This window comes from Fulvivirga sp. M361 (assembly GCF_007097395.1).
GTDB lineage: Bacteria > Bacteroidota > Bacteroidia > Cytophagales > Cyclobacteriaceae > Fulvivirga.
The window spans coordinates 133,005-158,294 of record NZ_VKDC01000018.1; the positions used below are offsets into that span (position 1 = coordinate 133,005).

General features: G+C 42.6%; 19 protein-coding genes. 12 read left to right on the top strand and 7 right to left on the bottom strand.

Going from position 1 to position 25,290, the window contains the following annotated elements; translation table 11 throughout:
* Window positions 1-208 precede the first annotated feature (208 nt).
* The 4 genes from FNH22_RS18875 to FNH22_RS18890 all read left to right on the top strand — a co-directional run bounded on the left by FNH22_RS18875 (window position 209) and on the right by FNH22_RS18890 (window position 6,411).
* Complete coding sequence (locus FNH22_RS18875; protein WP_143399984.1) at window positions 209-2,593, top strand: TonB-dependent receptor domain-containing protein; 2,385 nt, start codon at window positions 209-211, stop codon at window positions 2,591-2,593.
* A gap of 78 nt (window positions 2,594-2,671) precedes the next feature.
* Window positions 2,672-3,565, top strand: coding sequence for a DUF4625 domain-containing protein (locus tag FNH22_RS18880; protein ID WP_143399985.1), 894 nt, complete (start codon window positions 2,672-2,674; stop codon window positions 3,563-3,565).
* Window positions 3,566-3,680: 115 nt separating this feature from the next.
* Window positions 3,681-4,961 carry a hypothetical protein gene (locus FNH22_RS18885; protein ID WP_143399986.1) on the top strand — a complete coding sequence of 427 codons (1,281 nt, stop codon included), beginning with the start codon at window positions 3,681-3,683 and terminating at the stop codon, window positions 4,959-4,961.
* Between the two features lie 223 nt (window positions 4,962-5,184).
* Window positions 5,185-6,411 carry a hypothetical protein gene (locus FNH22_RS18890; RefSeq protein ID WP_143399987.1) on the top strand — a complete coding sequence of 409 codons (1,227 nt, stop codon included), beginning with the start codon at window positions 5,185-5,187 and terminating at the stop codon, window positions 6,409-6,411.
* 27 nt (window positions 6,412-6,438) lie between these two features.
* Here the strand turns inward: FNH22_RS18890 and FNH22_RS18895 are convergent, their stop codons facing one another.
* From FNH22_RS18895 to FNH22_RS32085, 5 genes are all read right to left on the bottom strand, one after another.
* A complete protein-coding gene (locus FNH22_RS18895; RefSeq protein WP_143399988.1) occupies window positions 6,439-6,957 on the bottom strand; it encodes a hypothetical protein in 519 nt (172 codons plus the stop codon).
* 10 nt (window positions 6,958-6,967) lie between these two features.
* Window positions 6,968-8,788, bottom strand: a complete 1,821-nt coding sequence (locus tag FNH22_RS18900; protein ID WP_143399989.1) for a peptidase domain-containing ABC transporter — start codon at window positions 8,786-8,788, stop codon at window positions 6,968-6,970.
* A gap of 57 nt (window positions 8,789-8,845) precedes the next feature.
* A complete protein-coding gene (locus FNH22_RS18905) occupies window positions 8,846-10,687 on the bottom strand; it encodes a DUF1611 domain-containing protein (RefSeq protein WP_143399990.1) in 1,842 nt (613 codons plus the stop codon).
* 32 nt (window positions 10,688-10,719) lie between these two features.
* Window positions 10,720-11,904: a hypothetical protein gene (locus tag FNH22_RS18910; RefSeq protein ID WP_143399991.1), complete on the bottom strand. Its 1,185-nt coding sequence runs from the start codon at window positions 11,902-11,904 to the stop codon at window positions 10,720-10,722.
* Between the two features lie 87 nt (window positions 11,905-11,991).
* A complete protein-coding gene (locus FNH22_RS32085; protein ID WP_185154300.1) occupies window positions 11,992-12,168 on the bottom strand; it encodes a hypothetical protein in 177 nt (58 codons plus the stop codon).
* 636 nt (window positions 12,169-12,804) lie between these two features.
* Here FNH22_RS32085 and FNH22_RS18915 point away from each other — a divergent pair.
* The 3 genes from FNH22_RS18915 (at window position 12,805) to FNH22_RS18925 (ending at window position 16,210) form a co-directional block, all read left to right on the top strand.
* Window positions 12,805-14,175, top strand: a complete 1,371-nt coding sequence (locus FNH22_RS18915) for a hypothetical protein (RefSeq protein ID WP_143399992.1) — start codon at window positions 12,805-12,807, stop codon at window positions 14,173-14,175.
* Window positions 14,176-14,337: 162 nt separating this feature from the next.
* Entirely contained in the window at window positions 14,338-15,054 is a 717-nt protein-coding gene (locus FNH22_RS18920; protein ID WP_143399993.1) for an outer membrane beta-barrel protein, read from the top strand.
* Between the two features lies 1 nt (window position 15,055).
* Window positions 15,056-16,210 (top strand): S41 family peptidase, encoded by a 1,155-nt coding sequence (locus FNH22_RS18925; protein WP_143399994.1) that lies wholly within the window; start codon window positions 15,056-15,058, stop codon window positions 16,208-16,210.
* A 16-nt stretch (window positions 16,211-16,226) separates the two neighbouring features.
* Here FNH22_RS18925 and FNH22_RS18930 read toward each other — a convergent pair whose 3' ends face one another.
* Window positions 16,227-16,433, bottom strand: a complete 207-nt coding sequence (locus tag FNH22_RS18930) for a hypothetical protein (protein WP_143399995.1) — start codon at window positions 16,431-16,433, stop codon at window positions 16,227-16,229.
* Between the two features lie 115 nt (window positions 16,434-16,548).
* Here FNH22_RS18930 and FNH22_RS18935 point away from each other — a divergent pair, with 115 nt between their 5' ends.
* Complete coding sequence (locus FNH22_RS18935; RefSeq protein WP_143399996.1) at window positions 16,549-18,846, top strand: T9SS type A sorting domain-containing protein; 2,298 nt, start codon at window positions 16,549-16,551, stop codon at window positions 18,844-18,846.
* 158 nt (window positions 18,847-19,004) lie between these two features.
* On the opposite strand, the gene FNH22_RS18940 is transcribed toward FNH22_RS18935, so the two are convergent.
* The gene (locus FNH22_RS18940) at window positions 19,005-21,356 is read right to left on the bottom strand and encodes a GAF domain-containing protein (protein WP_143399997.1); all 2,352 of its coding nucleotides are present in this window, start codon (window positions 21,354-21,356) and stop codon (window positions 19,005-19,007) included.
* Window positions 21,357-21,601: 245 nt separating this feature from the next.
* Between FNH22_RS18940 and FNH22_RS18945 the strand changes: the two genes are divergently transcribed.
* From FNH22_RS18945 to FNH22_RS18960, 4 genes are all read left to right on the top strand, one after another.
* Window positions 21,602-22,465: an HNH endonuclease gene (locus FNH22_RS18945; protein WP_143399998.1), complete on the top strand. Its 864-nt coding sequence runs from the start codon at window positions 21,602-21,604 to the stop codon at window positions 22,463-22,465.
* 546 nt (window positions 22,466-23,011) lie between these two features.
* Window positions 23,012-23,287: a hypothetical protein gene (locus tag FNH22_RS18950; protein WP_143399999.1), complete on the top strand. Its 276-nt coding sequence runs from the start codon at window positions 23,012-23,014 to the stop codon at window positions 23,285-23,287.
* Window positions 23,284-24,081, top strand: coding sequence for a hypothetical protein (locus tag FNH22_RS18955; protein WP_143400000.1), 798 nt, complete (start codon window positions 23,284-23,286; stop codon window positions 24,079-24,081). Before FNH22_RS18950 ends, FNH22_RS18955 begins: the two co-directional genes overlap by 4 nt.
* Before the next feature lie 423 nt (window positions 24,082-24,504).
* Window positions 24,505-25,161 (top strand): hypothetical protein, encoded by a 657-nt coding sequence (locus tag FNH22_RS18960; RefSeq protein WP_143400001.1) that lies wholly within the window; start codon window positions 24,505-24,507, stop codon window positions 25,159-25,161.
* The last annotated feature ends 129 nt before the right edge of the window (window positions 25,162-25,290 follow it).

Genomic DNA, 25,290 nt, shown 5'->3' on the forward strand with positions numbered 1-25,290 from the left:
CATATGGCTGGGATTTGGTAAAACAAGAGCTAAACACGCTGCTGTTGATAGTGTTGGAAGGTACTTTCCAAATTCTTGTACGCTTAATGGAAGAAAACTGAATGAGGAAAGAAATATGAATATAGCAAAAGGCACATTAGAAAAGATACTGTGCAAAAGCTACGAACTCCAACGTTAAGATATTAATAAATTCTATACATTTGCAACAATGTTGCATTTGTATCGCTTATTGTTTTTCGCCGGTTGTTTATTTACCACAACGTTAGTGGCAGGGCAGGGACATCCATGGGTGTTTAGCGGTGTTATTAAGAACCAGGACAATCAACCTATCGATGCCGCTGCCATCAAAATCACTCCGGGGAGTAGGCATACTGTTTCTAACCAGGACGGAACGTTTATGTTGTCATGTCCTACTGGTGAAAAAATGAAATTTCTGGAAGTATCCCATTTGGCATACCAACCCGTCCGCATCCTATTGCAGGATATTGAAAACCATGTCAACATAATCATCACCATGCACGACGCAGTACAAGTTCTGCAGACAGTGGAGATATACCATCAAAACCTGTTAACCGCAATGGTACAGGAAAGCCAGCCCATACAAGTGGTGGACAGAGAATTTATTGAAAAGAATAATACAGGTACTTTTTCCGGGGCTTTGGCCTCGCTACCCGGCGTGAGCACCATGAATGTCGGAGTGGGTATTGCCAAGCCGGTGATCCGGGGAATGAGTTTTAACAGGATACTGGTCAATAACCGGGGTATAAAGCAAGAAGGGCAACAATGGGGAGCAGATCATGGTCTTGAGGTTGATCCGTTTGATGTAGAATCAGTAGAGGTCATAAAGGGACCCGCATCGTTACTGTATGGTTCTGATGGCCTGGGAGGTGTGATCAATATCCGCGCCGATAAATTTTTAGAAGCTGATGGAGACCGGATCAACTGGATTTCCTCTTACCAGTCCAACAATGATGCATTTTCTAACTCTATGGGCTGGCAAGGCAGAAAAAACAATTGGGTGTACGGTGCCCGGCTTACCCATCAGGCGTATGGAGATTATACCGTGCCGGCCAATGAATTTACGTATGCCGGGTTCAATTTACCGATCTATGAGAACCGGTTGAAGAACACAGCAGGCCGGGAGTTACACTACAGTGTAATGATGGGGCGAACAAGTGAGCACGTTACTTCTACGGTCCGGTTTTCCGCTTTTAACCAGGAGGCAGGTATTTTTACCGGAGCTATAGGCCTTCCCAGAAGCTATAACCTCAGGCATGAAAACCGTCACCGGGACATAGATTTTCCAAGGCAGGAAAACCAACATTTGATGCTGGTGAACAATAATACCTTTACCCTGGGAAAGAATAAACTCGAAATAGACCTGGGGATCCAATGGAACCAGCGTAAAGAGCTGTCATTTCCAGGTGCTCATGGTATCGAGGCCTCTGCGGTCAATAGTAATTTGGCGCTGGGCCTCAGGCTCACTACTTATACGGCGAATGTACGCTACCAGGCAAGCTGGGCCCATGGTCATAAGGTACTATTTGGAGGGCAGGCCCAATATATGGATAACGAAAGAGAGGGCTTCGAATTTTTACTCCCGGATTTTTATTCTGCACAATTCGGGCTTTTCAATTATCATGTTTGGGAGGTCAACCCCAAATGGATACTTAATGCAGGTATACGCTATGACCATGGGCAACATACCATTCAACAACACTTGCAGCCGCTCTATGACAGAGCTACTTTACAGCCAACCGGCGAGTTCATGGAAAGGACACCCGACTTCGACCGGGAATTTGAGAATTTCAGCGGTGCGGCGGGGGTGAACTACCTCTTAACTCCTGGAAATAACATAAAGGTGAATTTCGGCAATAGTTTTCGATTTCCCTCAGCCATTGAACTGTCCAGTAACGGGGTACATCATGGAAACTTCCGACACGAAGCCGGTGATCCTTCTCTGGATATTGAAAGAGGCTATCAAACAGATGTTACTTTCTCACACGAGAGTAAGCGCCTGCTTTTTGAACTTTCCGCCTTTTATGCCTACTACCAGCAATACATCTACCTGGCGCCCACAGGCAGGTTCTCTGACCTGTCATCGGGAGGGACCTTATGGCAATACCGGCAGGATGACGCTTTGTTCAATGGCCTGGAATTGATGGCCAATTATCAACTCCCATTTGATCTGAAAGTAGAAATGGCCGTTGAGTGGGTCCAAAACCTCAATCTGCGCACTGACCTGCCTTTGCCACTTACCCCGGCTGCATCTGTACTGCTAAATTTGGAATATAGTGGTTTTAACTGGGCCCATTCGATTTTCAGTGATGCTTATATTTTTACGGGTGCGGAACAGGTTTTTGAGCAAAGCAGGGTGGATAGGAATGAACGAACGACCCCGGACAGCTTTATCCTCAACGCTGGTATGGGGTGCCGTATACAAGTTGCCGGACGCCAGCTACAATTCAGAATGAACGTAAACAATGTGTTCAACAGCTCTTACTTCAATCACATCAGCAGATACAGGCTCATCAACCTCCCGGAACAAGGAAGGAACCTTGTGGTGTCTCTCAAAGTGCCGGTAAAATTGTGAGAATAATAAATGCAACATTGTTGCATATAAAATATCAACCATTATATTTGCAATAATGTTGCATCTAAAAATCCGCCCATGAAAAAAGGTTTTGTTTTGTTTTTAGCCCTATTTCCCCTTCTTTTCAATGCATGTTTAGATTCAGGGGATGAGGATACTTTAGATCTGAAAGGCCCGATCATTGGGTCAGTCGATGATATGCAGACTATCATGCCCAGTTACTTCCTGGAAGTTGGGACGAAAGTGTTTAGTATTCCATTGGCTTTTCAAGTGGAAGATGAAACGGGTATTTCCGAGATCACGATTGAGTCGCACAGTGGTTTTGACGGCCATACCCATGGCAGAAAGGCCAACTCGAATAACTTTGTGCTTTTCGGCTACAGCCATACGATCAGGCAGCAAGACCTGGAAGATCCCAGGCTCTTTCAAAGTGAAGTGGCCGATGATCTGCGCATTTACCTGGACGACAGGAACGTGTTGATACCCAATAACGGACTGATATTGGCGGGACCTTATCATTTTTCCATCAAAGCCACAGATACAGAGGGTAATGAAACTTCTTATGCGGATAACTCGACCTACCATACCACCCTCTACATTCATCGCGAATATGCTCCTTTGATACATGTGGACGCAATAGACAGGACCACAGGCACTGTGGAAGGGAGCGTCCGCAGGAATTCGGACCATGAATTTTCATCGGATATTACATTCTTATGGGCCTACATTTCACGGCCTGACTTTGGCAACCCTGCACAGGAAGGGGAGATCCGGAAGGAATGGGTTTGGGGGGAGTCAAACTGGCCACACCAGTTCAGAGGTGATACTGGCGAAGGCCTGGCTAATCCTCAGAATATAGACCTGGCCGGACTATTGGCAGGAGAAGAAGCAGTACGTCAAATGGGCGATACTGAAACCCTTACGATCTGGGCGGAAGATGCTAACGGAAATATTTCTGTCAGATCTTTTTAAACAAGTTACACTATATCATGACCGTGGCCTGAAAGAAGGTTGTCCTAAGTCTCATGTATCAAGCTTCCTCAGCTTTAGGTTGTGATCCATCCAATAACAAACAAAAACAATAACTATGATGAAAAAACTAACGCTAAAACTTTGGTCTATTCTGGCTTTACTGATCTTCACCGTGGCGTGTGATGATGACGATAATTCACTGAATACGGAGCCCATCACTTTTGAAGAAAGTGAGAGTGATTGGGTACGTATTACCCTTCTGCGTGAAGGCGGGATAGACCTCATGCAGGCGAATACAGGCCAAATTGTAAGTTCGGTGAATGAAAGTCTACCGGAAGCAGCCCGTCTTTATACCAGTAATTCCGGTCAGTATTTGGCAGTAATTGATAGAAGTGGCAATCAACTCCGGTTTTTTGACTCAGGAGTGATCAATCATGCAGACCATGGTCATCAGGAAGCCACGAGATGGCTGGATAAAACGGTGGATGCTCCTGTACCTACGCATTACGCCAGTACCGGTGGCCATATGGTCGTTTTCAATGATGGAGACGGTTCTATTACCCATATTAACGAGGCGCAACTAGAGATTCCATCGTATGAGCCCAATGTGATAACGTTTGAGAACACTGTGGCACATCACGGCGCAGGGTTTAGGTTGAAAAACGGGAAATTTGCCATTACCTTCAAAAATACCAACGAACCCGGGGGGCTTCCTCAAATGGTGAAATTCATTAACGCTGACGGAACGGTAATAGACGACAACGGTGAGGTAGAAGTTACTGGTATCCACGGCGACGCCACCAATGGTGTCTTTGGAGTTTTCGGTTCTACCGACGGGGTGATCTTAGTGGATGATCAGGATAACATTAGTCTAATCCAAAATACCGGAGATCTTAACAGTGAAAGTGGAAACTGGATAGGGACATTAAAAGGGCATGATAATACCAACCTATTCTTTGGCAGGGCCAGGGAACTGGGGATATATGTCATAGATCCCGTATCGCAGGATCTTACCAGCTTATATGAAGGGTCTGATGTGGTCAGTGATATGTTGAGCTTCAATGGCGAGTATTACCTTGTACACACAGAAGATAACACGATACGAGTGTATGATGCTGAAAATGGGAATGCTATCACCGAAAGAGTGGTAGAAATGGAAAACATACCAGCTATGGAAACAACGAACGGCAGGTCCTCACGTTCAGAAATAGAAATCCTTAGAAAGATGGAAGAACCCAGCCCGGTTTTGATCTGTTCTGATCAGTTCTTATACGTTTTAGCGCCGAACAGGGAAGAAATTAAAGTTCTGCAGATCCGCGATTTAAGCCATGTACATACTATACAACTGAACAGTGCGGTAGACAGTATGGTTAAAAACGGATTCACTGAAATATAATAGTCAAATTATACATTTCCGGGTATTTGTGCGGCAGGGGAAGGGTAAATGAGACTTTACTTTAAGAGCACATACGCAGGGATGATTATCAGAGGTCACTACTCTAACAGGTCCACGTTCGGCAAACGAGGACCTGTTAGAATTTCATTTGACTAGAATACGGTTAAACCTAAGCCTAAATAACCTTCTTTTCAGAGTTCCTTTTGGCTAGCTTTATTACTCTATGCTAAAAGTAGGATTGATAGGGGATGGTATGGATAAAACGCTGCTTCAGCGACATCCTGTCCTGCTCAACAGACTGGTTCACATTGATGGAACAGGAACATTAAAAGCAGAATTTTACACAGACCAACTTAATGCCTGGGTCGGAGAAGAGGTCAAATTAAACGGCGAAAACAGGGTCACAAGCAATACAAAAGTTATTAGCCTTTTGCTTCAGGCCATGACCTCATACGATGATATTGCATTCAATATCGCCCAGGTCCCGATGTTTCCGGCGGAAGATGCTATGACGGCATTCACCACGGCATTGCAATGGATGGCGGAAGTGATTCAACCGGATTTTGTTCATGTGAGCTTTTCCAGCCAGGAAGGGAAATACCAAAGGCAGCAAAATGAGTGGGTACAAAAACTGCACGAACAAGGTTGTAAAATTATTTGCCCTGTTGGCGTACCCCCGGCTTTCCCTGCGTTGCTTGAACATGTCATTTCTGTTTCCGATCGTGGTTTTATGGAAGCCGGATTTACTTTCAGTAACCCTGATGTTATTGTGGATGAAAAATCCGTGGTAGTTTATGAAAACGGAACGTGGGTGAAACAGGCGCTCTCAAATGAAACTGCCAGCGCCCTGGTGTTAAGTAAAATGATCAGAACACAAATCACCTCATCACGTCTTAATGAAGCTAAACCCGTCAGACTACCCGATCTGGATAAGCTAAACTTTACGACGGTCAGCCAGCCTAATAACGATCATGAATTTTCAGCACCTCCCAAACCGAAATTTTCGGAAAAAGCCCGGTGGTATTTGAAATCCATGCTTTCCAGGGTCATTGTGCCAACAGGTAAAGTACCTCTATCCATAAAGAAAACGCGAAAAGTAAGTTGCAATGGGGATGGCGATACCATTTCCGCGTGTGCCTTTAGAATTGAAAGTAAAAAAAAGTCCGGGTCTTTTGTGTGCGGCGCCTGTGGTTGTGGTGATAGTGAAGGTGTTTTCGTAGGTGGAAATGTACCTAAGTTTGAAAAACTCGATTATCCCTATGTGAACTGCCCTGCGAGCATGCCTGGTTTTTCAAACTACTTGCCGTCCCGGGACGAATGGAATCCTGGTGAAAGAAAAATAGCCATCGAAGCAAAATTTGGGAAAGAAAGGTTGGTGGAAGAACAGCGGATACAAGGGGCACTGGAGAAACGCTTACAAAAAAGGTTAGGTTGGCTGGAAAAGATCTAATGTATAAAATCGTTCGCCCGGAAATCCTTAGGGAAGTTTATCAGGCCAGAAACCAGTTTTGTCCCGTATAAACGACCACAACGTACGAGACCTGGTAAAAACAGTAGCTGAAAGCGGTTGTCCAACACGCTGCTTCTTCATGTGATAGGGTGAGGCGTCTTCTGAATGCTTTGCAGGCTTGAGTACAATAGAATTACGCTTGTTTCCCTTCATATGATCTATCCGGATATCGACGACTTCAGCTTCCATCACATCACCATTGTCAAGCACCACATTTGCCTTATCTCCGGGTTCAATTACTGATGCTTTAGACGTTTCAGCATATAACACGATATGATCCGACGCCATAATTCCATTGAGGGGTAGTTCAAAGTTTAATGAAACACTGGTCGTTGCATAGAAAGCGAGAGAGATCAATGTAAGAAAGAGTGCCACAGAAAACAATACGATACGAGAGATCAAAAATATACCCGGATGATCGGGGTCTTCAAGTCTGGGAAGAGAATGGTCTGCCTTCCGGGTATGGTGATCACTATTTGTTTTCATTTTGCCCTGGTCATTTGAAGTAGATGGTATTCATGTCATTGGCCATTGGCCCGGGCACATCGGCATGTGAGATCATATCACGAAACTGCTCGTTTTGACTCATTAGTTCAGTGTACGAGCCTTTTGACTCAACTGCGCCATTTTTCAAAATAAAGATCTCATCGGAATGGATCAGGTTTTTCACCCGATGCGTAACAAAAATGGTGGTTATCCCATATTTGCTGATAAACATGGATAAGCTATTGATCAATCCCATTTCAGTATTGACATCCAGGTTGGAAGTGGCTTCATCAAGTATCAGGATGCGTGGCTTTCTTATCAACGCCCGTGCGATGGCAAACCTTTGCCGCTGTCCGCCGGACAGACTCGATCCCCATTCCGATATGGGTGTTTGATACCCCTCGGGAAAAGAACGGATCAAATCATCTAAATGTGAGATCTTAATAATTTCGTTCACTTCATCCAGGGAAGGGTTTTCCAACCCTAACGTGAGATTTTCCCAAACCGTACCTTTGATCAGTTGAACCTCTTGCCACACGGTAGCGATCTGTCTGCGAAAATCAATAAGTGGCACGTGTTCCGAGTTAACGTCATCAAAGTAGATGCTTCCTTCCACAGGTTTTTCGAACCTGCTCAACAATCGCAAAAGGGTCGTTTTTCCGGAGCCACTGGCTCCTACAAGGCCATAGAACTTGCCACTTTCTAATTTACAGCTGATCCGTTCAAGTATGGGCCGGTTACGCTGATAAGAAAATGAAACATTGTTAAACGTTATAGCTCCCTGCAGATGTAATTTAATTTCCGGCGGTGGTTCATACGCTAACTTCGGATCTTGCTCGGGTGCTGCATCCAGGTATTCATACACACGGTTTAAGTTGACCGCCGCGTGCTGGAAGCTGGTGAATAAATTGACAAGGTTTGAAAATGGCCCATACATGTATCCGATATAGGCCGTAAATGCTACATAATCTCCCAGGCTCATTTCACCCTGAATGATGTATTTCCAACCAAGCCAGGTAAACAAAGCCATGTTCAGTGCGCTCAGCAGACGGTCTGAAATCCCCAATGCCGAATTGATCGAATGTGCCCGGAGATGTGATTTCAAGGCTTTCTGCTGGATAGCTGCTCCCCGCTTAAAGTTATAATGCTCTAATCCAAGCCCCTTGAAGGTTTGCACCTGGTTCAACATTTCCACCTGGAGGGCATCAAAGTCGGCATGAGCTTCTGAAACGTCCTTCCAGCTGCTGCGCAAATATTTACCCGATAAAAATGTGATCAGCCCTGAAACAGGTATGACCAGGATAGCCACGAGGGCCAATTTCCAATGCAGAAAAAAAAGAAAAGGAGGGACGATCAGAAGATAGATCCCTTGTCCAAATAATACCTGTACCGCATTGACAATAGCGTTCAAAGCACTCTGCCCGTCCGTAAAGCGACTTTTGATCTCGCCTACCTGGTGGCGAACAAAGAAGGAAGAGGGCAAATGCTGCAGGTGATTGAGAAAGTGCAGATTAAATACACTTCCTACTTTAGTGCTGATATAAGAGGTATAATACCCCAGCGCTATATCTGCAAAAGTCGAGGCAATGGTGATTGCCAAAATGCCCACAACGATCACTTCCATCAGGGCTATACTACCGGTAGGATATACAGAATCAAAAAGTAGTTTACTTAAAAAAGGCGTTATGATAGCAAGTAAACCAATGACAGGCCCAAGAACAATTCCCTTTCCTAGTAAAGACCAGTAAGGGCGTATCAGCCGGGTCAATCGAAGGAAATATCGAAAAGATTGCTTTAGGCCTATATTTTTCCTTTCTTTTTTGTCTTTCACTGCTCTGTTGATAAAGTCGTCAAGTCACAGAACCTTCAGGTTCTCCAAGCTATGTATTCAATCCGGTTGTATTGCCGGTTGCGTTGATTTAGAAATGGCAGATAGCACGGTATCCATAAGTTTGTCCATTTCTTCGGGAACTGAAAATACGCTGATACCCGTGAGTTTTTCAATCCTTTCTTTAGCCTGATCAATCATTTCATCCCGTACATCCATAAAATAAGTTTCCGTCCAGCGTGATCCTTGTATCTTTCGCCCTCCCATAATGGCAAAACCAAGCACTTCTGAGTGTATACCACGTTCCCGGGCCAGCTCCCGGATATAGTCAAGGGTTTTCGTCACTGTCTCTGAAGAAGTGTCTACGGACATGGTCAGGATGATATAGTTAGGCTGGAACTGATGATAGATCTTGGTAGAGGCATTACCCCGGTGGGTTTGGTCCCTGGGCGAATAGATCATAGAATTCTGACCTCCGGTAATCAGCAAATCGCTTTTTATCTCCAGTTCTTTCTGTAACATACGATGTATGGTAAGGCGCTTTCCTTCATCTTCATCTTCCACCCTGGAAAATCCAATATCGGCGCCCACCAGCGTACCTGTAGGTTCAGTAGCAAAATGAGTTACACGCAGCTTATCTTTCAGCGCTTCGCGTAGATAGATCTGAGTGGTGAACTTGCCTTGCACGGTATCCGTGCCAAATATTCCCAGTGTCTTTTTCGGTTTGAATTGGTGGTATTTCTTGCTATCAGCTTTGGTGATTGAAAAATCCTGGACATGGATCTTATAAAAATGGCTGTTATCTTCTGATCCGTCAAAGATATCGGTGTACATCAGCACATCGTCGTAAAGGGAAATCACCGGCATCTTCTCTGCCCTGGCTCGGCGCATGATACGCTTCAAAAAATGAACTTCAGATTCGAAATTTAAGGAGCACGTGAGGACAATGGCATCAAAATCCATGGTATCGATAGCGTCAATATCATTGACTACCGGTATCGATGTTTTTTTCGAATAGATGTACGTAGAGGAATCTTGCAGCTCCACCGTATCATCAAACACCACTACGGGCTCAAACGAAAGCGTATCATGGAACCGCAGCAGGCTGTAAGCTTCTTTGTTATATTTAAAAATGGCTACATTCTTTCCACGCAGCACATTTTCCACTTCTTCTTTTCTGAAGATGGCAACACTCTTATTCTTATGTTCAAGATCGATTGCAATCCGTTCTTTCACATCCCAGATCCCTTCTAATTGGTCCGAAAGTTTTGAATAATCGTATTTGGCATGTACCCGCATGTTGTTCATGGTCAGCATGGGTAAACCAAAGTCAGGGCTTTTGAAATAGTACGGAGACTCTTGCGAACCGGAAACTTTGAACATGTGGTGAGATTCCGGGTGTAAGAGGAAATACTGGCCATAGATAAACAACCCGCCTTTTTCGTATAGCTTTGGGTCAAGCTTCACATGTTTCAGGTTATCCAGGGGAACCTCATCGCCTTCAGCGATCAGTTTGTAGATTTCAAAAACCGGTGGGGTTTTGGGTTTTTCCGTGGATATGTACGTGAAAAAACTAAGAAAAGGATCGACCGGAAATACGCTGATCACTTCCTTCTTTCTTAACGGTACAGATTGCATCGCATTTTCATACTGGGCTAAAAAGGATTCCTGGGCCGCAGGCCACTGAGTAGGGTCTGCGTGCATGAAAATGTAGTCGCTACCGGAAAAGAGCTCGAACAGTGGAGTGGCCTCCCGGTCTTTTTCCAGATCGATATTGGCCTCGGCAAATTTGATCATCGAGTACATCCAGCAGTTTGCTTCAGCCATCCAGGCTTCGCTGTAAAAATCATATCCCCAGGTGGAATAGTAAAGCTTAGGCAATTCAGGGGCAGTAGTCAGCATGATTCGTTTTGTTGAATTCTTAAATGGTAGTATTACGTCAGTACTTCTTCATGATCAAATTGATACTGCATTAAACCCGACAACCACTCGACCCCTTCGTGCCACCAGTGGCCAAACAGCTCTGTATCAAAAGCCACAATGAATGTGCTGCCGTCATGGCTGAAAGCACGGTGGTCTTCAAGGATCTCATCAAAATCCACCAGATGCTCTTGTAGTTTACGCCTGGCCGCAGCTCGGTTGTACAACGACTTAAACCCAAGGTCTACGCCCTCACCGGTGATTGAAAAGTATTTGTATCCTGTCCAGGCATTTCTGGCTTTACCCGTATGTACTTCTACTCCGATATGTTTGAAATACTCTGGAACTACATCTAAGCCAATATCCCTGAAGAACTCACGGTAGGGGCCATCTGCCGGAAAAGTAGTATCAGGCGCTTTCCATAAGTACATGGACAGGCGGTAGTCATGGGCGTAAATATCGAGGTCGCCATGACGATAGACTCCACTCTTGTCTTTTCCTGAATAGGCACCTATTCCCGGGACAGTTAATGCCGTGGCGCCGATATCATATTTTTTCATGTACTTTTCCGTTCCCGGAAAATAGGCGCACTCAGGCATCCAGAAGCCATCAGGTTTTCGGTCAAATACGTTTTCAAATTCTTCTACACCTCTTCGAATAAGGTGATCGACGGTCCTGCCTTCAAAAAATGGGATAAAATTATGAAAAGGGCAGGAGGTCCATACATCGATGCTTTCATTTTTACGATCAAACAAATCATTTAAATAAGCTGCGATATCCCGATCTTCCCAAAAAGCGCGGCTTTTGCGAACACGATTTAAGTAGAAATGGGCCATGTCATGCACCAGGTCCAGTTGGTCGGAAGGTATGTCCGCTTTGTTTTTTAAGAAGCGGTTGTACTCATGAGGGTTTGAGGTTCGTTCTACTTCATACACTCCAATTTTTTCCATGATGTCCAAATAAGCCAGGTAACGCTCTTTGCCTTCAACCAGTTGGTTGAACAAGCATGGAGTCATGGAAAAGATCATTTTTTTACCCCCCTGGACTGTAGGGTCCCATGCTTCAAATGCCTCGAACAGCGGAATATAAGTTTCAGTGATGGCTTCAAATAGCCAGTTCTCTTTTTCCTGGAAAATCGGACCATTATTCAGCACATAAGGCATATGTGTATTGAGAATAAAAATAACTTCTTTATTCATGGGCGTCGTTGGTTGAGATACAAAAATCCCGAACGGATTTTATGCTCGGGATTTCTAGTGGTTTTTAGCAAATAGTATCAAGATTCCTTAATCTTCGTTAAATCCTGGATACCTGTCCTCGCAAAATGCAGAAGAGTCTTCGCTACAGATGGAAGGACTAACCCAACTGGGGCTAACGTTTGAGGTAGACCAGTTACTTTCCGCTAAAGCATCCGGTTTAATGCTGTCCATCATAGCATTAATTTCATTTGATGAGTACTTCATAATTCTTTTTTTTTAATGTGTTTTTTTAAGACATAACTAATACGAATATAATTTATCAAATCGTAAATAACAATGGGAAGTTAGTAGCGAATGGTGTGAAAACGAGATACTACCTCAAGTTTAATTTTCTTAGAAAAATACTATGACTTGACAATCAAATATTTAATACACAATCTGTCTATTGAAGATAAAATAAAAAAAATAGAACAATTTATATTTTGATCATAATTTCCTTTCTTGGGAATAGTTTCCCCTGTAACGGTTACCCGGAAGTGACTAAGTTGGAAAACATTCTTCCAGGCAGCCCACTTTAGAGCTATTTGCCATAAACAATTATAATAATGTAACGAATAAATTTTTGCTTCATAATGTCCTGATTAGGATCAGCATACCTGATTAACTTCAAGCCGTTTGAATAGCACCTCATCGGTCAAAACCAATGCTGATACACTGGACTTTTAGCATTAAAAAATACCTGATCTATAATAAAACCAACTGAGAGGAATAAGATAGTAGGAAGACTGTTGCGATTATAAACTTGTGACAGTGCTCTTAATACAAAACTAAGCCTCTGAATCGCTGATAGTACTGAACACCTATTTTGTAACTCCTATAAACTTAAAACCCCTATTAACAATGAAAAAGTTATTTTGCTTTTGCTTTATTGTCCTGGCATTGTCGGCTTGCGAAAACCAGGAAAATGTTACTCCCTACATTCCGGTACAGGATGGAATCGCTACAAGACCTCTTTTACCCGGTGACCCCAACCTGAATGCAAATTGGAATTGGGAGGGCTCCCAGTGGACGGTCTATTTTCGAGGTGCTAATGGTAATGTAAGCCCTGCAGTAAATACTGTAAACCCCTTTTTTAATGATCCGGTCTACGGAAATGCAGACCCTGCTAAAATAGATATGAGAGCCTCTGATGGTTGGATGTTGGTGGCCAGGGACTTTGGAACCCCTAATGATGCCCCCAGAATACCGTGGATCATCATATACAACAAATACCGCGGTCTTTTAAGGGTATGTGCCCTAAAAACATCAGAGTTGTTAACCACTTATCAAAGCACTGAATTAAGCTTTGATAATTCTGTTACCGTACCGGACCTCTTTCTTTTTGTTGATGAGACTGAACAATTTGCCACTACGAAAAGTGGATCTCAGGAATGGATGGTGACTGAATTTAACCTTCAGGCTTATGATGCCTCCGTCCATCGACAAGCACGCTTTGTGATGAATTTCCGCGAAGTAGCCACCCATAATGTCAATCTTGAGGGAGGAGGTACTATCGATGGAGTAGCACAGCCAAAGCCTTCAAAAAAAAGTGTGAGTGGGACAGTATATAAGGTCACCTCTCATACCTCCAAATTTTGGGACAAACTCCCGGAACTTGGAGAACGCACCTTCAAAAATATTGTTAAGAACATCGCCAAAAACCCTTTTGCCATTACTAGTGCTGCAGCTGGTATTATCGACGCTTTGACAGGTTCCGGTAAAGCGCCTACTTATAATATTTCATTGAAGGCAGACCTTTCTCTTGATGGAACCATTTCATTAACCACGCCGAGAGGCGCCGTAGAAGTATACCTTCGTAATGATGCCGTCCATTCGAATCAGCCCAGAGCATTGCAGTCCATTCCCTGGGGGGTAATGAACTATTCTGACGCAGCACAGATCAATCAAAGAAGGCTCATTCTGGGGCCCAACCGTGATGATATCAGAATAGAAGTAAAGACACCAAACGGTTTTTTCAATAATATACTGATCTTAAACCCGGCAATAAGCAATGATGTCGTTAACATAGAAGCCGGATGGATCCTTAAATTCAAAAACAACGTGGTTTTCCGTCCGCTATCACAATTTCAGTCGATAGGATTCAACGGCTTATATGAAGTCGGTTCGCCCGGTCTTTCCAGCTTACCCGAGGGTGTTGCGGTTAGGATTACCTTCGCTAACGGCGATTTTGTCTACAACCGTTTTCCGGTAAGGTATACTTTTAGTTTTTAGAGGCATATCTTATACATTCATTATTATCTAAATCACAGGAGGACAAAAATAGGTTTTAGAACTGTCACAGGCATATTTCCTGTGGCAGTTCTCTATGAAACGATAATATTCAGATGCAAAAAACCTTTACTTATATTCAAAGTTTGGTTAATCACCACCGTTATGTTCTGGCCTAGATCATTCTTATTAACATTTTTATTTTTTGTTACTATTTCAGAAATCTATGCACAAACGTACATAGAGATAAGAGGCGGTTATACCCGCAACCAACTGAGTCAGGATTTCAAATCCATCACCTTTGAAGACATAGAAGCTTCGGGTGGAGGCTATGTGGCAATGGTTTTTACGTATTATGTCAATAAAAGACTCTTTTTCAAACTAGGAAGTGAGTGGGTCCAAAAAAGGTATAGACTGAGACGTGTTTCTCCCTTTAACGCTGTTTATAAACAAATTAATAATCACTATTTACAACTACCTGTTAGTATCGGCTTACCGCTCATTTCCACAAAAAAGACCAGGTTCACCCTGAGTTCCGGAGTTTCTGGCGGATACTGGCTCTCATCTTCCATCAAAGGTACTATCCCCAATGCCTTTGACACTTTTACCACCATCGAAAACGAGGAAATGGTTCAAAACTTCCGGGTTTCTGAATATTCAACAAGAAATAATCTGGATCGAGACAATTATACCCGTTTAGAATTCGGACTTTTATTTGAATCAGACGTCATCTATACTATTAATTCTACCTGGTCGCTAAGTATCCGGATTGGCTATCAACATGCATTGATCAGCCAACAAAAAAAATCTCATGATAACGGATCTTCCATAGTCAACAGAACACTGGTTATGTCCACAGGAGTCATGTATCAACTGCATTAAAATGAAATACCTCAATATTCTTTTACAGCCCCTTGTTTTGATCATGTTTGTAAGCTGTCATCAGGAAGATCCGGCCCCTACAGGTACAACAGTGGATTTTGAGCAGTTATTTGAGTCATTTTGGCGGCAAATGAATAAAAATTACGTCTACTGGGATATTGATTCCACGGATTGGGATGGGATCTATCCCCAATATAAAGGAATATTCTCTCAACTCAATCTAAACGATGAAAACGATGTAAGGTCATCTGTCAGGTATTACCGTGAAATGACTAAATACCTGGTGGACGGCCACTGCCGGATCAGTTTCTCTCATCCCGCTATAGTGGATTCTGTCATAGACCCTCTACTGGAAAGAAAAAACAATCTGGGAGTTTTGAATGAACCTTATTCTTACTTTCTCAGGGATACCGTTTACCTGGATACAGGCTATTTCGTAGGTCATGATGCTCAAAATACGCTCAATAACCAACCATTAACTATTATCTGTGGTGAAATAAATGGAGATATCTTATATTTTTCCTGCAACTTTTTCAAACTGTCAAAGTCCTACTATTCAAACACTGGTGAGAATATAAAAGCCACCCTTGATTTCTTTTTCAATTGGGTTGAAAATAACTTAGAAAGCTCAAAAGGGATTATAATAGACGTAAGAAATAATCCGGGAGGCAATCTGGAAGACCTTAATTTTCTCTTGGGAAAGTTGGTTGATCAGCCGTTGCATATCGGTTATTGCCAGTACAAAAATGGTGATAGTTGCTATGATCTTACCCCCCGGATAAAAGCTTATGTTAACCCTGGGGCAAGCACAAAAAATGTGCAATTGCCTATAGTTGTGCTGGCGGATAATTACTCTGCATCACTATCAGAAGTTATAACGAACGCCATAATGGCATTTTCACAAGGTATTTTTATAGGTGAAACTACTTTTGGTGCCACAAGTCCGGTTATACCTTTCAAGGTATATGCCAGTGGATCATTTGAAATTGAAAATTTTATGAGCGTACAATTGTCTTCCTGTAAATTCATTTCACTGAATGGAAATGTATATGAAAGTTCGGGACTGGCACCAGATATTTTTATTCCACACTCATCTGAGGCATATGACCAGGGCAGAGATGCACAACTTGAATATGCCATAGAACTATTGAAATGATATTATCAAAAGGTAACTACTGGTTTTCCCGGTCAACTGCTTTCAGCTCACACTTTTTGATTTGTGACCAGGGGTAAGGCTTAATCTCATAGCTATATAAGGCCCGCAAGTCATTGAAGATACCAAAATAGCATAGAAGAATTTCATGCCGTAACATCAAAAAACCTGCGTTAAACAACTCTACGGGCACTGTATACACTTTGTAGACGCTCACTTTTCCCATTTTCAAGCGGTTATCGTTTACTATGGTCGATCAACCACCATTAAACAATTCAAACATAGGGATTTACATACCCAAATGTATTTTTTGATTATACCGTTTAAACCTTTTCAACAAAATGAACCATCTCAAAATACCACATGCTATTATCAGGAGTTTTCTGGTGTTGTTAACATTATTCACAGGCCTTAGAGCCAAAGCCAATGACTGTCCTGACGAAAGTGCAAAAATGGTGATCACACCGGGCAACCAGCCTGCAGAATACCTTCTTTCATTTTCTACAGAACAAGTACTTGATAATGCCCATTTGTCGGTTTTTATCATCTATCTGGATGCGAATTATCCATCTAAAGACCAGGAGATCCACGATTATGATTTCACCACCGGGAATTTTGAGCAAACATTGCAATTTGACCTGAACGGGCAATACGCTATCCACCTGTACCTTATGTCTCCCGATTGTTTTATGAGCATCGAAGACACCATCGAAGTAGCCGGAGCGGAGCATTCCATAAATTGCAGCGCTTCTATGGAGGTACAGTTGGTGAATGAGGACCTGGGGATCTACGAAGTGCAATGGTCAGAGCTATCGTTCGATCTTGATCTTCCGGAGCCTTATCAATTCACTGCAGAACATCAGATCTACGAATATGACGATAGTATTGTCATGATCACGGTACCCACTTCGCTTGCCTCCGTCAAAAGATTAACTCCCAGGGGGTTTAATGACTACTTTACAGATAAGGGAAACATAGTATATAAGCAGACACAACCCTACATACACCTTTCACCAGGGCAGCACATGTACCTGAAAGAAGGAGAGTATAACGTCAAGGGTAGAAGGGCCTTCAGTTTTGAAGACACTGAAGGCAACCTGTTTCAATGCGATGTCACGGGAGAGGCGATGGTGAACGTATCTGACATTCCCGTAGTACCCAACTGCGATGCATGGCAGCGAGACCTTACCTTGGAAAGTTATATCCAATGGCCTGGCAAAGAACTGACACCCGGAGAAAGGACGTTCCGTATCCAGTACCCGGGAGCGCCTGAAACCAATGACCTGATGCAACATCATGCCTACGCTTTTTGGCTTCAGGCCAGGGAGATACAGTGGGATTTTGGTGACGGCGAGACGAAGATAATTCCAAGGACTTCAGCTCTTCTCGATTACGATTACTACAGTAAAGCATCCCATAAATATGCACAGAACGGCTCTTACACGGTGTCTTTCAAGGTACTATCGATGGCCGGCTGTACACTGATGGAAACCAGCAAGGTCATTGAGATCTTCGAACTGGATCAGGAATGCCAGGATCTGGAGGTCTCCATCTTTGAAGAAGACCTACCCAACAGCCAGAAACACCGCTTTACCTTCACACATAACCTGCCCGACCCCGGCGCTGTATTTGACAAAGTGGTGTGGAAATTCGATCATGAGGAGGTGTTTGAACAGGAAACTGTGGATTACCTGTTCAAAACCAATGGGGAGCATACGGTTGAACTGGAAGTGTTCTATGCGAATTGCCAGCGCACCTTCCAAAAAGTGGTGCAGGTGGACGATTCATTTTGCAGTCCCTGGGATTTTTCCGCATTGTTCAACTACTGGCCCGAAAAGGATTCCATCTATATGATGGCCCGGAATATTGGCAGCAATTATATGTACTCATGGCAGGTAGAGGACAAGGAAAAGGCCGGACTGGGGTTGTCTGCCGTAGCCTTGCCCATGGACAGCCAAAATACCACGACGAAATTAAAAATGACCATTGAGGACACCGATGCTTCCAGCCCATACTTCGGCATATCGCTGAGTGACTCTGTTTTGCTGCATAAAGCGCCTGAGGCCTGTGACAGTGATGTACAACTGACGTCTTCCATCTCCTCCCAGGAAGAGCCGGGCAAGGTCTCATTCGACATCACAACCACCACATCAGACCTGGACTTTTACTCCATCACCTTCGGCGACGGTCAAAGCTCTTACAGAAACAAGATATGTTCAGATGAAGATCGTGACTCGGACACGCGTGAGCATACCTACGCCGCAAACGGCAACTATACCGTAAGCCTGTATGTGATAAACAGTGCGAATTGTATCTCAATTTTGGAACAGGAAGTGAAAGTAACTACCCTTCCGGAACCGGACGATGAGGATACCGTGACCTGTGTTCATGACCCACTCCGGTCTAATCCCATAGCAGTATACCCCAATCCGGCAAAGAATGAATTACATATCTCCATCAAAAATACGGACCAGACGGCACGTTGGAACATCGTTGACCTCAACGGCAAAAAGCTGCTGTACGGGCAGCTATCGAACACTGATTCTAGAGTGGATATCCGATCGCTCCGCAAAGGTTTGTACATACTTCAGACAAGCGTTATAGGTGAGGTACACCAAACAAAATTTTTAGTGAACTGATGAGAGCTTGAAACCTCAAAAATTAACTAAAAGAACAGGTTTCAAGGCAGAACACTACTAAAACCTGCCATCGAGTGACCGAAAAGCTGCAAAAGACACAGATGTTTGCAATGGGTTATGCAGCCATAAACCTCCATAGGTTAATGTAAAGAATTGCGCTAATGAGCTGATCCGCTTTCAATCGCTTCCATGAGTTTACCCACAGACAACTCCTCTGCATACACCACTTCCACCCTTAAGGCCTTCAGACCCGTTACGCCTTGCAGGTCTTCTAATTCAAGGTCTTCGAATTGCTTTTTCACATGACCTCTTGCCGCCAGAAAATGTAGGTATTCCCGGTACTCTTTAGCATCCTGCTCCTGTGAATAGACAATAGCGATCGAACCCGGTTTGGTAATGCGCTCATTAGTACCTCTGATAAGGGCTTTGTCCACCCGTTTTTTTATGATCTCATAACGTGCATTATACGCACCTTCTACGTCAAACCGTTTTTCATCCATTCGAAAATGCACGGAGAGAGGCGTGTTATATACTAAAATAAGAGAAGCTATTTCCACCGGGGTTTGCAGCTCCCGTTGCATCTTATGGAATTCGTTTTCCATTTCACACATGATCATCAACTGCCATACGCGAAGGTTACGCAAATAGATCGTATTGAATTTCTCATTTTTCGTGATAGATTCGCCGATGTACATATTGTATTCTATCCCATCGGTTTTATATCGTTCGAAGTAATGCGGGAACATCTTCTGAGCATCTACCTGCTTCTGGTCTAAAAAGGATGCCAGGCGCTGGTTGATCTGGTTGATGCTCGTGTCATACTTTTTTCTTTCCTCGTAAACGGTTTGCAGGGTAGGGTCCAGCGTATCTTCGTACTGCCGGATTAATTTCCTTAACGGGCCATCCGTCTCCTTTAAGTGGTCAAAAACCGGATAGACATCGGATTTCAGAAAACGCAAAATTCTATGCTCACTACCGGCAGAAAGCCCTTTCTTAAGATCAGACCGGTAGTTCTCTAAACGAAATATCAATTCTTCAAATACAGGCATGCGGGTTTGTTGACAGGCATATTTCAATACCTTTTTGACCCCGTTGATCTGTTTGATCAGGTCACTGCTGACCGCCTTATTCCGTTTAACGGACGAGCCTTTGATATCCATCTGCCCATACAAGGGGTACAGATTGTTGAAAATAATATCTTTAAAAACCGGCTGCTCATTGTTGAACTGCTTGTGCATGAATTTCTCTGCTTCTTGCTCAAAACGCCATTTTACCGAATGGTGGATCGTAGTACATTCCTGCTGGATAATGGCTTCAATCCGGTTCTGGGCCTCATCGATAAAACGCTTCTGGGCCATAGCGATGATAGGTACAATTTCATCTAATCTATGAAGCGTGCCGTTGTTCAGGGCATACCGATTGTGAGAGGCTAATTCTATGAAGCCCAGCATCTGCTCTTCATGAAGCAAGGGAACAAGAATATAACTTTTTGTTTTGGACGCTACCAGTTTGGAAGACATGCCACTCTCGGACCGTTCATGAAAACGGTCTACATCTGAAATGACCAGCGGTTCCTTCCTTTGCAGCAATTGACCGGATACGTATTCGCACATTTCCAAACTGCAATCCAACGTTTCATTGGTTTTTAGCAAAACGCTTTTTACATGTTCTTTACCGATGGGTATCAAGTGGTTATTTTCCAACGTAAGCACACCAATTTCCAGTTCAGCGTTGTTAAGCAAGCTCCGCATTCCGTTTTGAATATTCTCAAAGGTGTCATCGGATTTTTGGAGAAGGTTGGAAGTAATCGATCCGACAGATTCGTCAATGGTGACGTCCACCAGGTTAATGATGTTCACCCCACGCATGATCCAGCTGTTGGGCGGGAATTTTTTCTTCCAAAGACTGATGTCTCCAAAATTATCGATGAGCTCTTCGAAGTCTTCCCGGGTGATGTCTACGGCCTTATCGGTAGGTATGAATTCCGACATATCCGCATTGATCAGCATTTTGTAAGTGCGGGTAAGGCCCTGATCTTTATTCAGGATGTCCAGCTTCCACGACCCACCACCGGGAGCGGGGTAACCATAATAGCTTCCCAGGATGAAATAACAGCAATAGAAGTAGAAGGTGTCTTCATCCACATCCTTCATGCTATAATCAAACGCTTCACCGGAGGCCTTGATGATGTTATCAAATCGTGTGGACGTATGGAGAGGTTTGAAAAAAAACGGGGGTGTAATAGCCTTGATCTCATTCGTGGTGAGTGCATCCGGAAACAGGACACGCGTTATTTTTCGGACCGACCCCATTAACCTGTCCAGCTGATCCACGTCAGCAATGCCATCTCTTAATTCCGGATGCTTTTCCACTTCCTGCAGCATTTGCCCGGCATAGGTCGCTGTATCCTTATCTTTGTCCTTAGCCATTTGCTCCAGGGTTTCTATAACTTTGTAGAAACTGATCTGCATTACGGCCGGGAATTCCACTTCTTTTCCGTTGTAAATCATGCGCTGTATATTTTACGGGTATACACTCGGTATACGGTAAAAGTATGCAATTGGGTCGAAGATTATGGAATAAAGTGAGTTATGTGGGTTTTTGTCTGGTTTACTTTGACACTGATTAGGCCTAAGGAGCCGAAATGAAAGTGTACGGTTCGGTATAGATACTGGGTCAAGGTCACGAATAACTTTATTATTAGATAATAATGAATCACTTTTCCATAAGATAAATTGTGTAATTTACTCTCAATATGTTTGTTGAGGGACAAGTGTATAAACGAAGTGAAATTCACGACCGATATGGTGGCAATCGGCAAAGTGGTATTTGTCCTTCAGCAACAAACCCTTACATTTTTATTTTTACCGGAGCTAGCGGAAATCAGTATGGCTATAAAGATGAATGGTTGAATGAAGATATCTTTTCATATACAGGGGAGGGGCAAGTGGGAGATATGCAATTTACAAAAGGTAACCTTGCGCTAAGAGATCACTTAATAAATGGTAAACGAGTTTTCCTATTCGAATACATCGCAAAAGGCACTGTAGAGTATATCAATGAACTTGGTTTTTTGGATTGCGATTACTTTGAAACTCATGATACAAATGGGAAAGTGCGTATGGGTATTAAATTCTTTTTTAAGCGTGAAGCCACAAGATTGTATGAGATACCAGATGAATTGAACTTTAGCCTCGCCCATGAGGAAAATGAACCTTACGGAATCAGGCTTCCCAACAAAACAGAAAGAAAAGGCCTTGTAACATCACGAGTAGGGCAAGGCGCCTATCGTAAAAGTATCCTTCACCGATGGAAATATAAATGTGCGGTCACGGCCTTCAATAATCCCAAGGTGCTAATAGCTTCTCACATCCTGCCCTGGAAGGAATCTACTCATGCTCAAAGACTGGATGTTGATAACGGCATCTTATTGTCTCCAACTTATGATGCTCTTTTCGATAAAAAACTAATCTCATTTGATGAGACGGGTAAAATTATGTTGAGCAAGGAACTCAAAAAATATTCCTATGATAAAATCAAGGTAACGGGAGAGGAGAAGATCGTCGGGTTAAGGGAAGGCAATCAGTGTTATTTAGAAAGGCATAGGTTGCTGCTATAAACAAATGATAATCCTTAGCAATAGCCGATCATAAATGAGTGATTAATTAATACGGTATTTCAAAGGGATTCAGTAATTTCCAATTCAAGAAATCTATTATCTGGCTATATTAATCCGTTATGTGGTTAAAGAACCACATGCCTCATATACGATTTAGAAGCTTTACCATAAAAAGTTAGTATTCAGTTCGTCGAGCAGGTATTGTACAATTTCTGTACGGATTTGATGATGCGATCTGAATTTTTTATTCGACTCTCTGATCTTAGCTGAAAAAGAACTGCAAGAAAAATAATGAAGTATTAATACTTCGTTTTTCTTCCTTTAAACAACCACCCTTTCCACTTATTATTGCAATTGAGCACCTCGTCTAAATGACTTCAATCGCTTGAACTTTGACGGCTTTAGTTTTTTACAAAATCAGGCTGGCAAAGGAGATTAGTAGCGATTAATTTCTAACTCAACCCTCATTTCTAGTGATGAAAAATACCCAAGGTTGGGTATTTTCTTCTCAAGAAGATCTGGATACCTTACCAGAAAAAAGAATAAATGAAAGTTATTGCTTACCGAATATTTAACCAACTTAATGCGAGTGCAGTCATAGAGGTGTTTTTAGACAATAATGATTCCGATCTTGTTCAATATTCTCAAAACAGAATGAGTCAGTTTGTTGCATCTGCAGCTATGCTTCAAAGTGATCATGATATCTATTACGATAAGGTAATAAAACGCTTCTGGTCTGAAGGAGTAAAATCAATAGATTTTTCTTCATCTGAACTAACGGCATTTTTAAATAATAGCCCTAATATGAATTCTAACTCATGAGAGGAACCGAAAGTATAGTTTTAATATTTATTGCCGTTTTACTATGGTCAAGCTGTGCGAATCGAATCCATAGAGGTCAGATTATCTACCAAATTAGCGCTGTTGGTGGGAACGATCGAATCGAGACTTTAAGGGTCACAGATGGTGTAAACGTTAATATTACTGAAGTGGCAGGTAAGGGAGTTATTATTTCGCCCCGTCCAGGCTCAACCATTTCGACTTCATCTGTTAGTAGCACTACTTTGACTGGCAAGGTAACGGATCCTTTCAGATCTGCATTATCACCTGGAAGCTACTACCTACCAGACAAGGATTTTTCGTCAAGCGCAAAGGGTTATACTAGCTTGAATCTATCACTGCAGGCAGTAAACATTACTTTTAAAAATAGATTTAATCCTGATGAACGACTATCTCAGGCAGTTCGTGATACATTCCCTTCCACATGGTCATCTTCATTCAGTCCAGCCCTTGCTATGGGGTATACAATTACTAGAAACCAATATCAGCCAGATGGTAAAAAAATTACATTTGATCTTACAATAGGAGGTTTTTTTGGGTTTGGCACTACTGATATAAACAACAAGACGACTCGAGCTCCAGTCTACAATTTCTCAAGAAAAGCGCTTACAACTCAGAAAGGGTTTTACTTGAATTTAGGAATTCAGAAATGGGATGTTGGATATGCATATGGTTGGGAAAGAGCACATGGTGATGGAAGTGAGTCTTGGGTGTTCCAGAATCAACCATTTCATGGAATAATCATAGGCTATGACCTTGTCAAATTAAGACAATAAGCCGGTGGCAACTCTTTTAATCGGAAACTCCATTCGACAGGTTTTTTATTCTAATTGGGCAGCTCGAATTTAAGTTTGCAAAATAATATATTTTAAAACCTGCCAACCCTAATGATCATGATAGATTCTTTTCTGATGTCTACACAGTTAAGATTACAGTGAAAGGTTATAAATATGGAGACGAAGAATAAATGAAGATTTGTATCGTCCAATGATTCAAACCAGAACAGACTCAGTTCTTTCAGAAGCATAGGATCTCTATACAGTAACTTGGACCTGCTACTTTTGATCGGACAGTAAGTCAGGCTCGTTTGAAGCTCCGGTTTGGAGATAAAAAAGCAAGCCTAAGATCCATACTTAACCATAAGATAATTAAATGTTTATAAGATATTTTAGCTGAAATCGTTATACCATAAAAGTACCGTGCTCAGAAAGATATTACTACTTGTAACACTGTTGTTCCGGTTGTTCAATTTAAATGCTCAGGAACAGGGCAATATAAAACTAAAAATAGAAGCCGGGTTTGATCTCGAAAAACCAGGGTTATTCCTTAATGTGGAGCCCAAAGTAAGAGCTACAAAAAATTCCGTCATCGGATTGAGAGTTGGAGTTGTTGGCTATTCAGGAACAAAAAGTGTCAGTACAATTGATACGCAAACCACTGGAAATAATGCCGATTTTGAATATATCATCAATGAAAAGTCAGGTAACGGGATCATTTCGTTTGTACCAACCTTTGACCATTACCTGAATGAAAATATCTTTTTGAATAAGCATTTTTTTCGTCCTTACTTAGGTTTAGGCGTAGGGTACTATTTATTGGGTACCTACATAGAAGTTACTCAGCTAGACAAAGCGAATGCTTCCGAAGATGAAATTAAAGGAAGCGTCAGTAATCAAGTAGGGCTCTTAGTACGGGGAGGGATTGAATTCGATAAGTTAATCATTGGGTTAGAATACAATTTCACTCCAAAAGCGGATATTGAATTACCAGATGGCCAGACAATAGGAACCATTGATCTAAGTTTCTTTGGACTGTCTTTTGGATTTACCATTGGACTTGGGAAAAGCGCAAAGTAATTGTGAATTTGATTATGCCCAACTGATTCATCAATAAGTGAATGATCCATAAAACATTTACTCACCAGACAGGGAGCATCGAATTATTCCTTTAAACCGGGTTGACTTTAGTGACTTTTAGGACCTTTG

Coding starts and splice junctions, on each gene's coding strand:
- FNH22_RS18935 (WP_143399996.1), top strand. CDS start 16,549: ATGAACCATCTCAAAATACCACATGCTATTATCAGGAGTTTTCTGGTG.
- FNH22_RS18930 (WP_143399995.1), bottom strand. CDS start 16,433: ATGGGAAAAGTGAGCGTCTACAAAGTGTATACAGTGCCCGTAGAGTTG.
- FNH22_RS18940 (WP_143399997.1), bottom strand. CDS start 21,356: ATGATTTACAACGGAAAAGAAGTGGAATTCCCGGCCGTAATGCAGATC.
- FNH22_RS18955 (WP_143400000.1), top strand. CDS start 23,284: ATGAGAGGAACCGAAAGTATAGTTTTAATATTTATTGCCGTTTTACTA.
- FNH22_RS18945 (WP_143399998.1), top strand. CDS start 21,602: ATGTTTGTTGAGGGACAAGTGTATAAACGAAGTGAAATTCACGACCGA.
- FNH22_RS18905 (WP_143399990.1), bottom strand. CDS start 10,687: ATGCTGACTACTGCCCCTGAATTGCCTAAGCTTTACTATTCCACCTGG.
- FNH22_RS18885 (WP_143399986.1), top strand. CDS start 3,681: ATGATGAAAAAACTAACGCTAAAACTTTGGTCTATTCTGGCTTTACTG.
- FNH22_RS18875 (WP_143399984.1), top strand. CDS start 209: ATGTTGCATTTGTATCGCTTATTGTTTTTCGCCGGTTGTTTATTTACC.
- FNH22_RS18910 (WP_143399991.1), bottom strand. CDS start 11,904: ATGAATAAAGAAGTTATTTTTATTCTCAATACACATATGCCTTATGTG.
- FNH22_RS18880 (WP_143399985.1), top strand. CDS start 2,672: ATGAAAAAAGGTTTTGTTTTGTTTTTAGCCCTATTTCCCCTTCTTTTC.
- FNH22_RS18890 (WP_143399987.1), top strand. CDS start 5,185: ATGCTAAAAGTAGGATTGATAGGGGATGGTATGGATAAAACGCTGCTT.
- FNH22_RS18925 (WP_143399994.1), top strand. CDS start 15,056: ATGAAATACCTCAATATTCTTTTACAGCCCCTTGTTTTGATCATGTTT.
- FNH22_RS18895 (WP_143399988.1), bottom strand. CDS start 6,957: ATGAAAACAAATAGTGATCACCATACCCGGAAGGCAGACCATTCTCTT.
- FNH22_RS32085 (WP_185154300.1), bottom strand. CDS start 12,168: ATGAAGTACTCATCAAATGAAATTAATGCTATGATGGACAGCATTAAA.
- FNH22_RS18920 (WP_143399993.1), top strand. CDS start 14,338: ATGTTCTGGCCTAGATCATTCTTATTAACATTTTTATTTTTTGTTACT.
- FNH22_RS18915 (WP_143399992.1), top strand. CDS start 12,805: ATGAAAAAGTTATTTTGCTTTTGCTTTATTGTCCTGGCATTGTCGGCT.
- FNH22_RS18950 (WP_143399999.1), top strand. CDS start 23,012: ATGAAAGTTATTGCTTACCGAATATTTAACCAACTTAATGCGAGTGCA.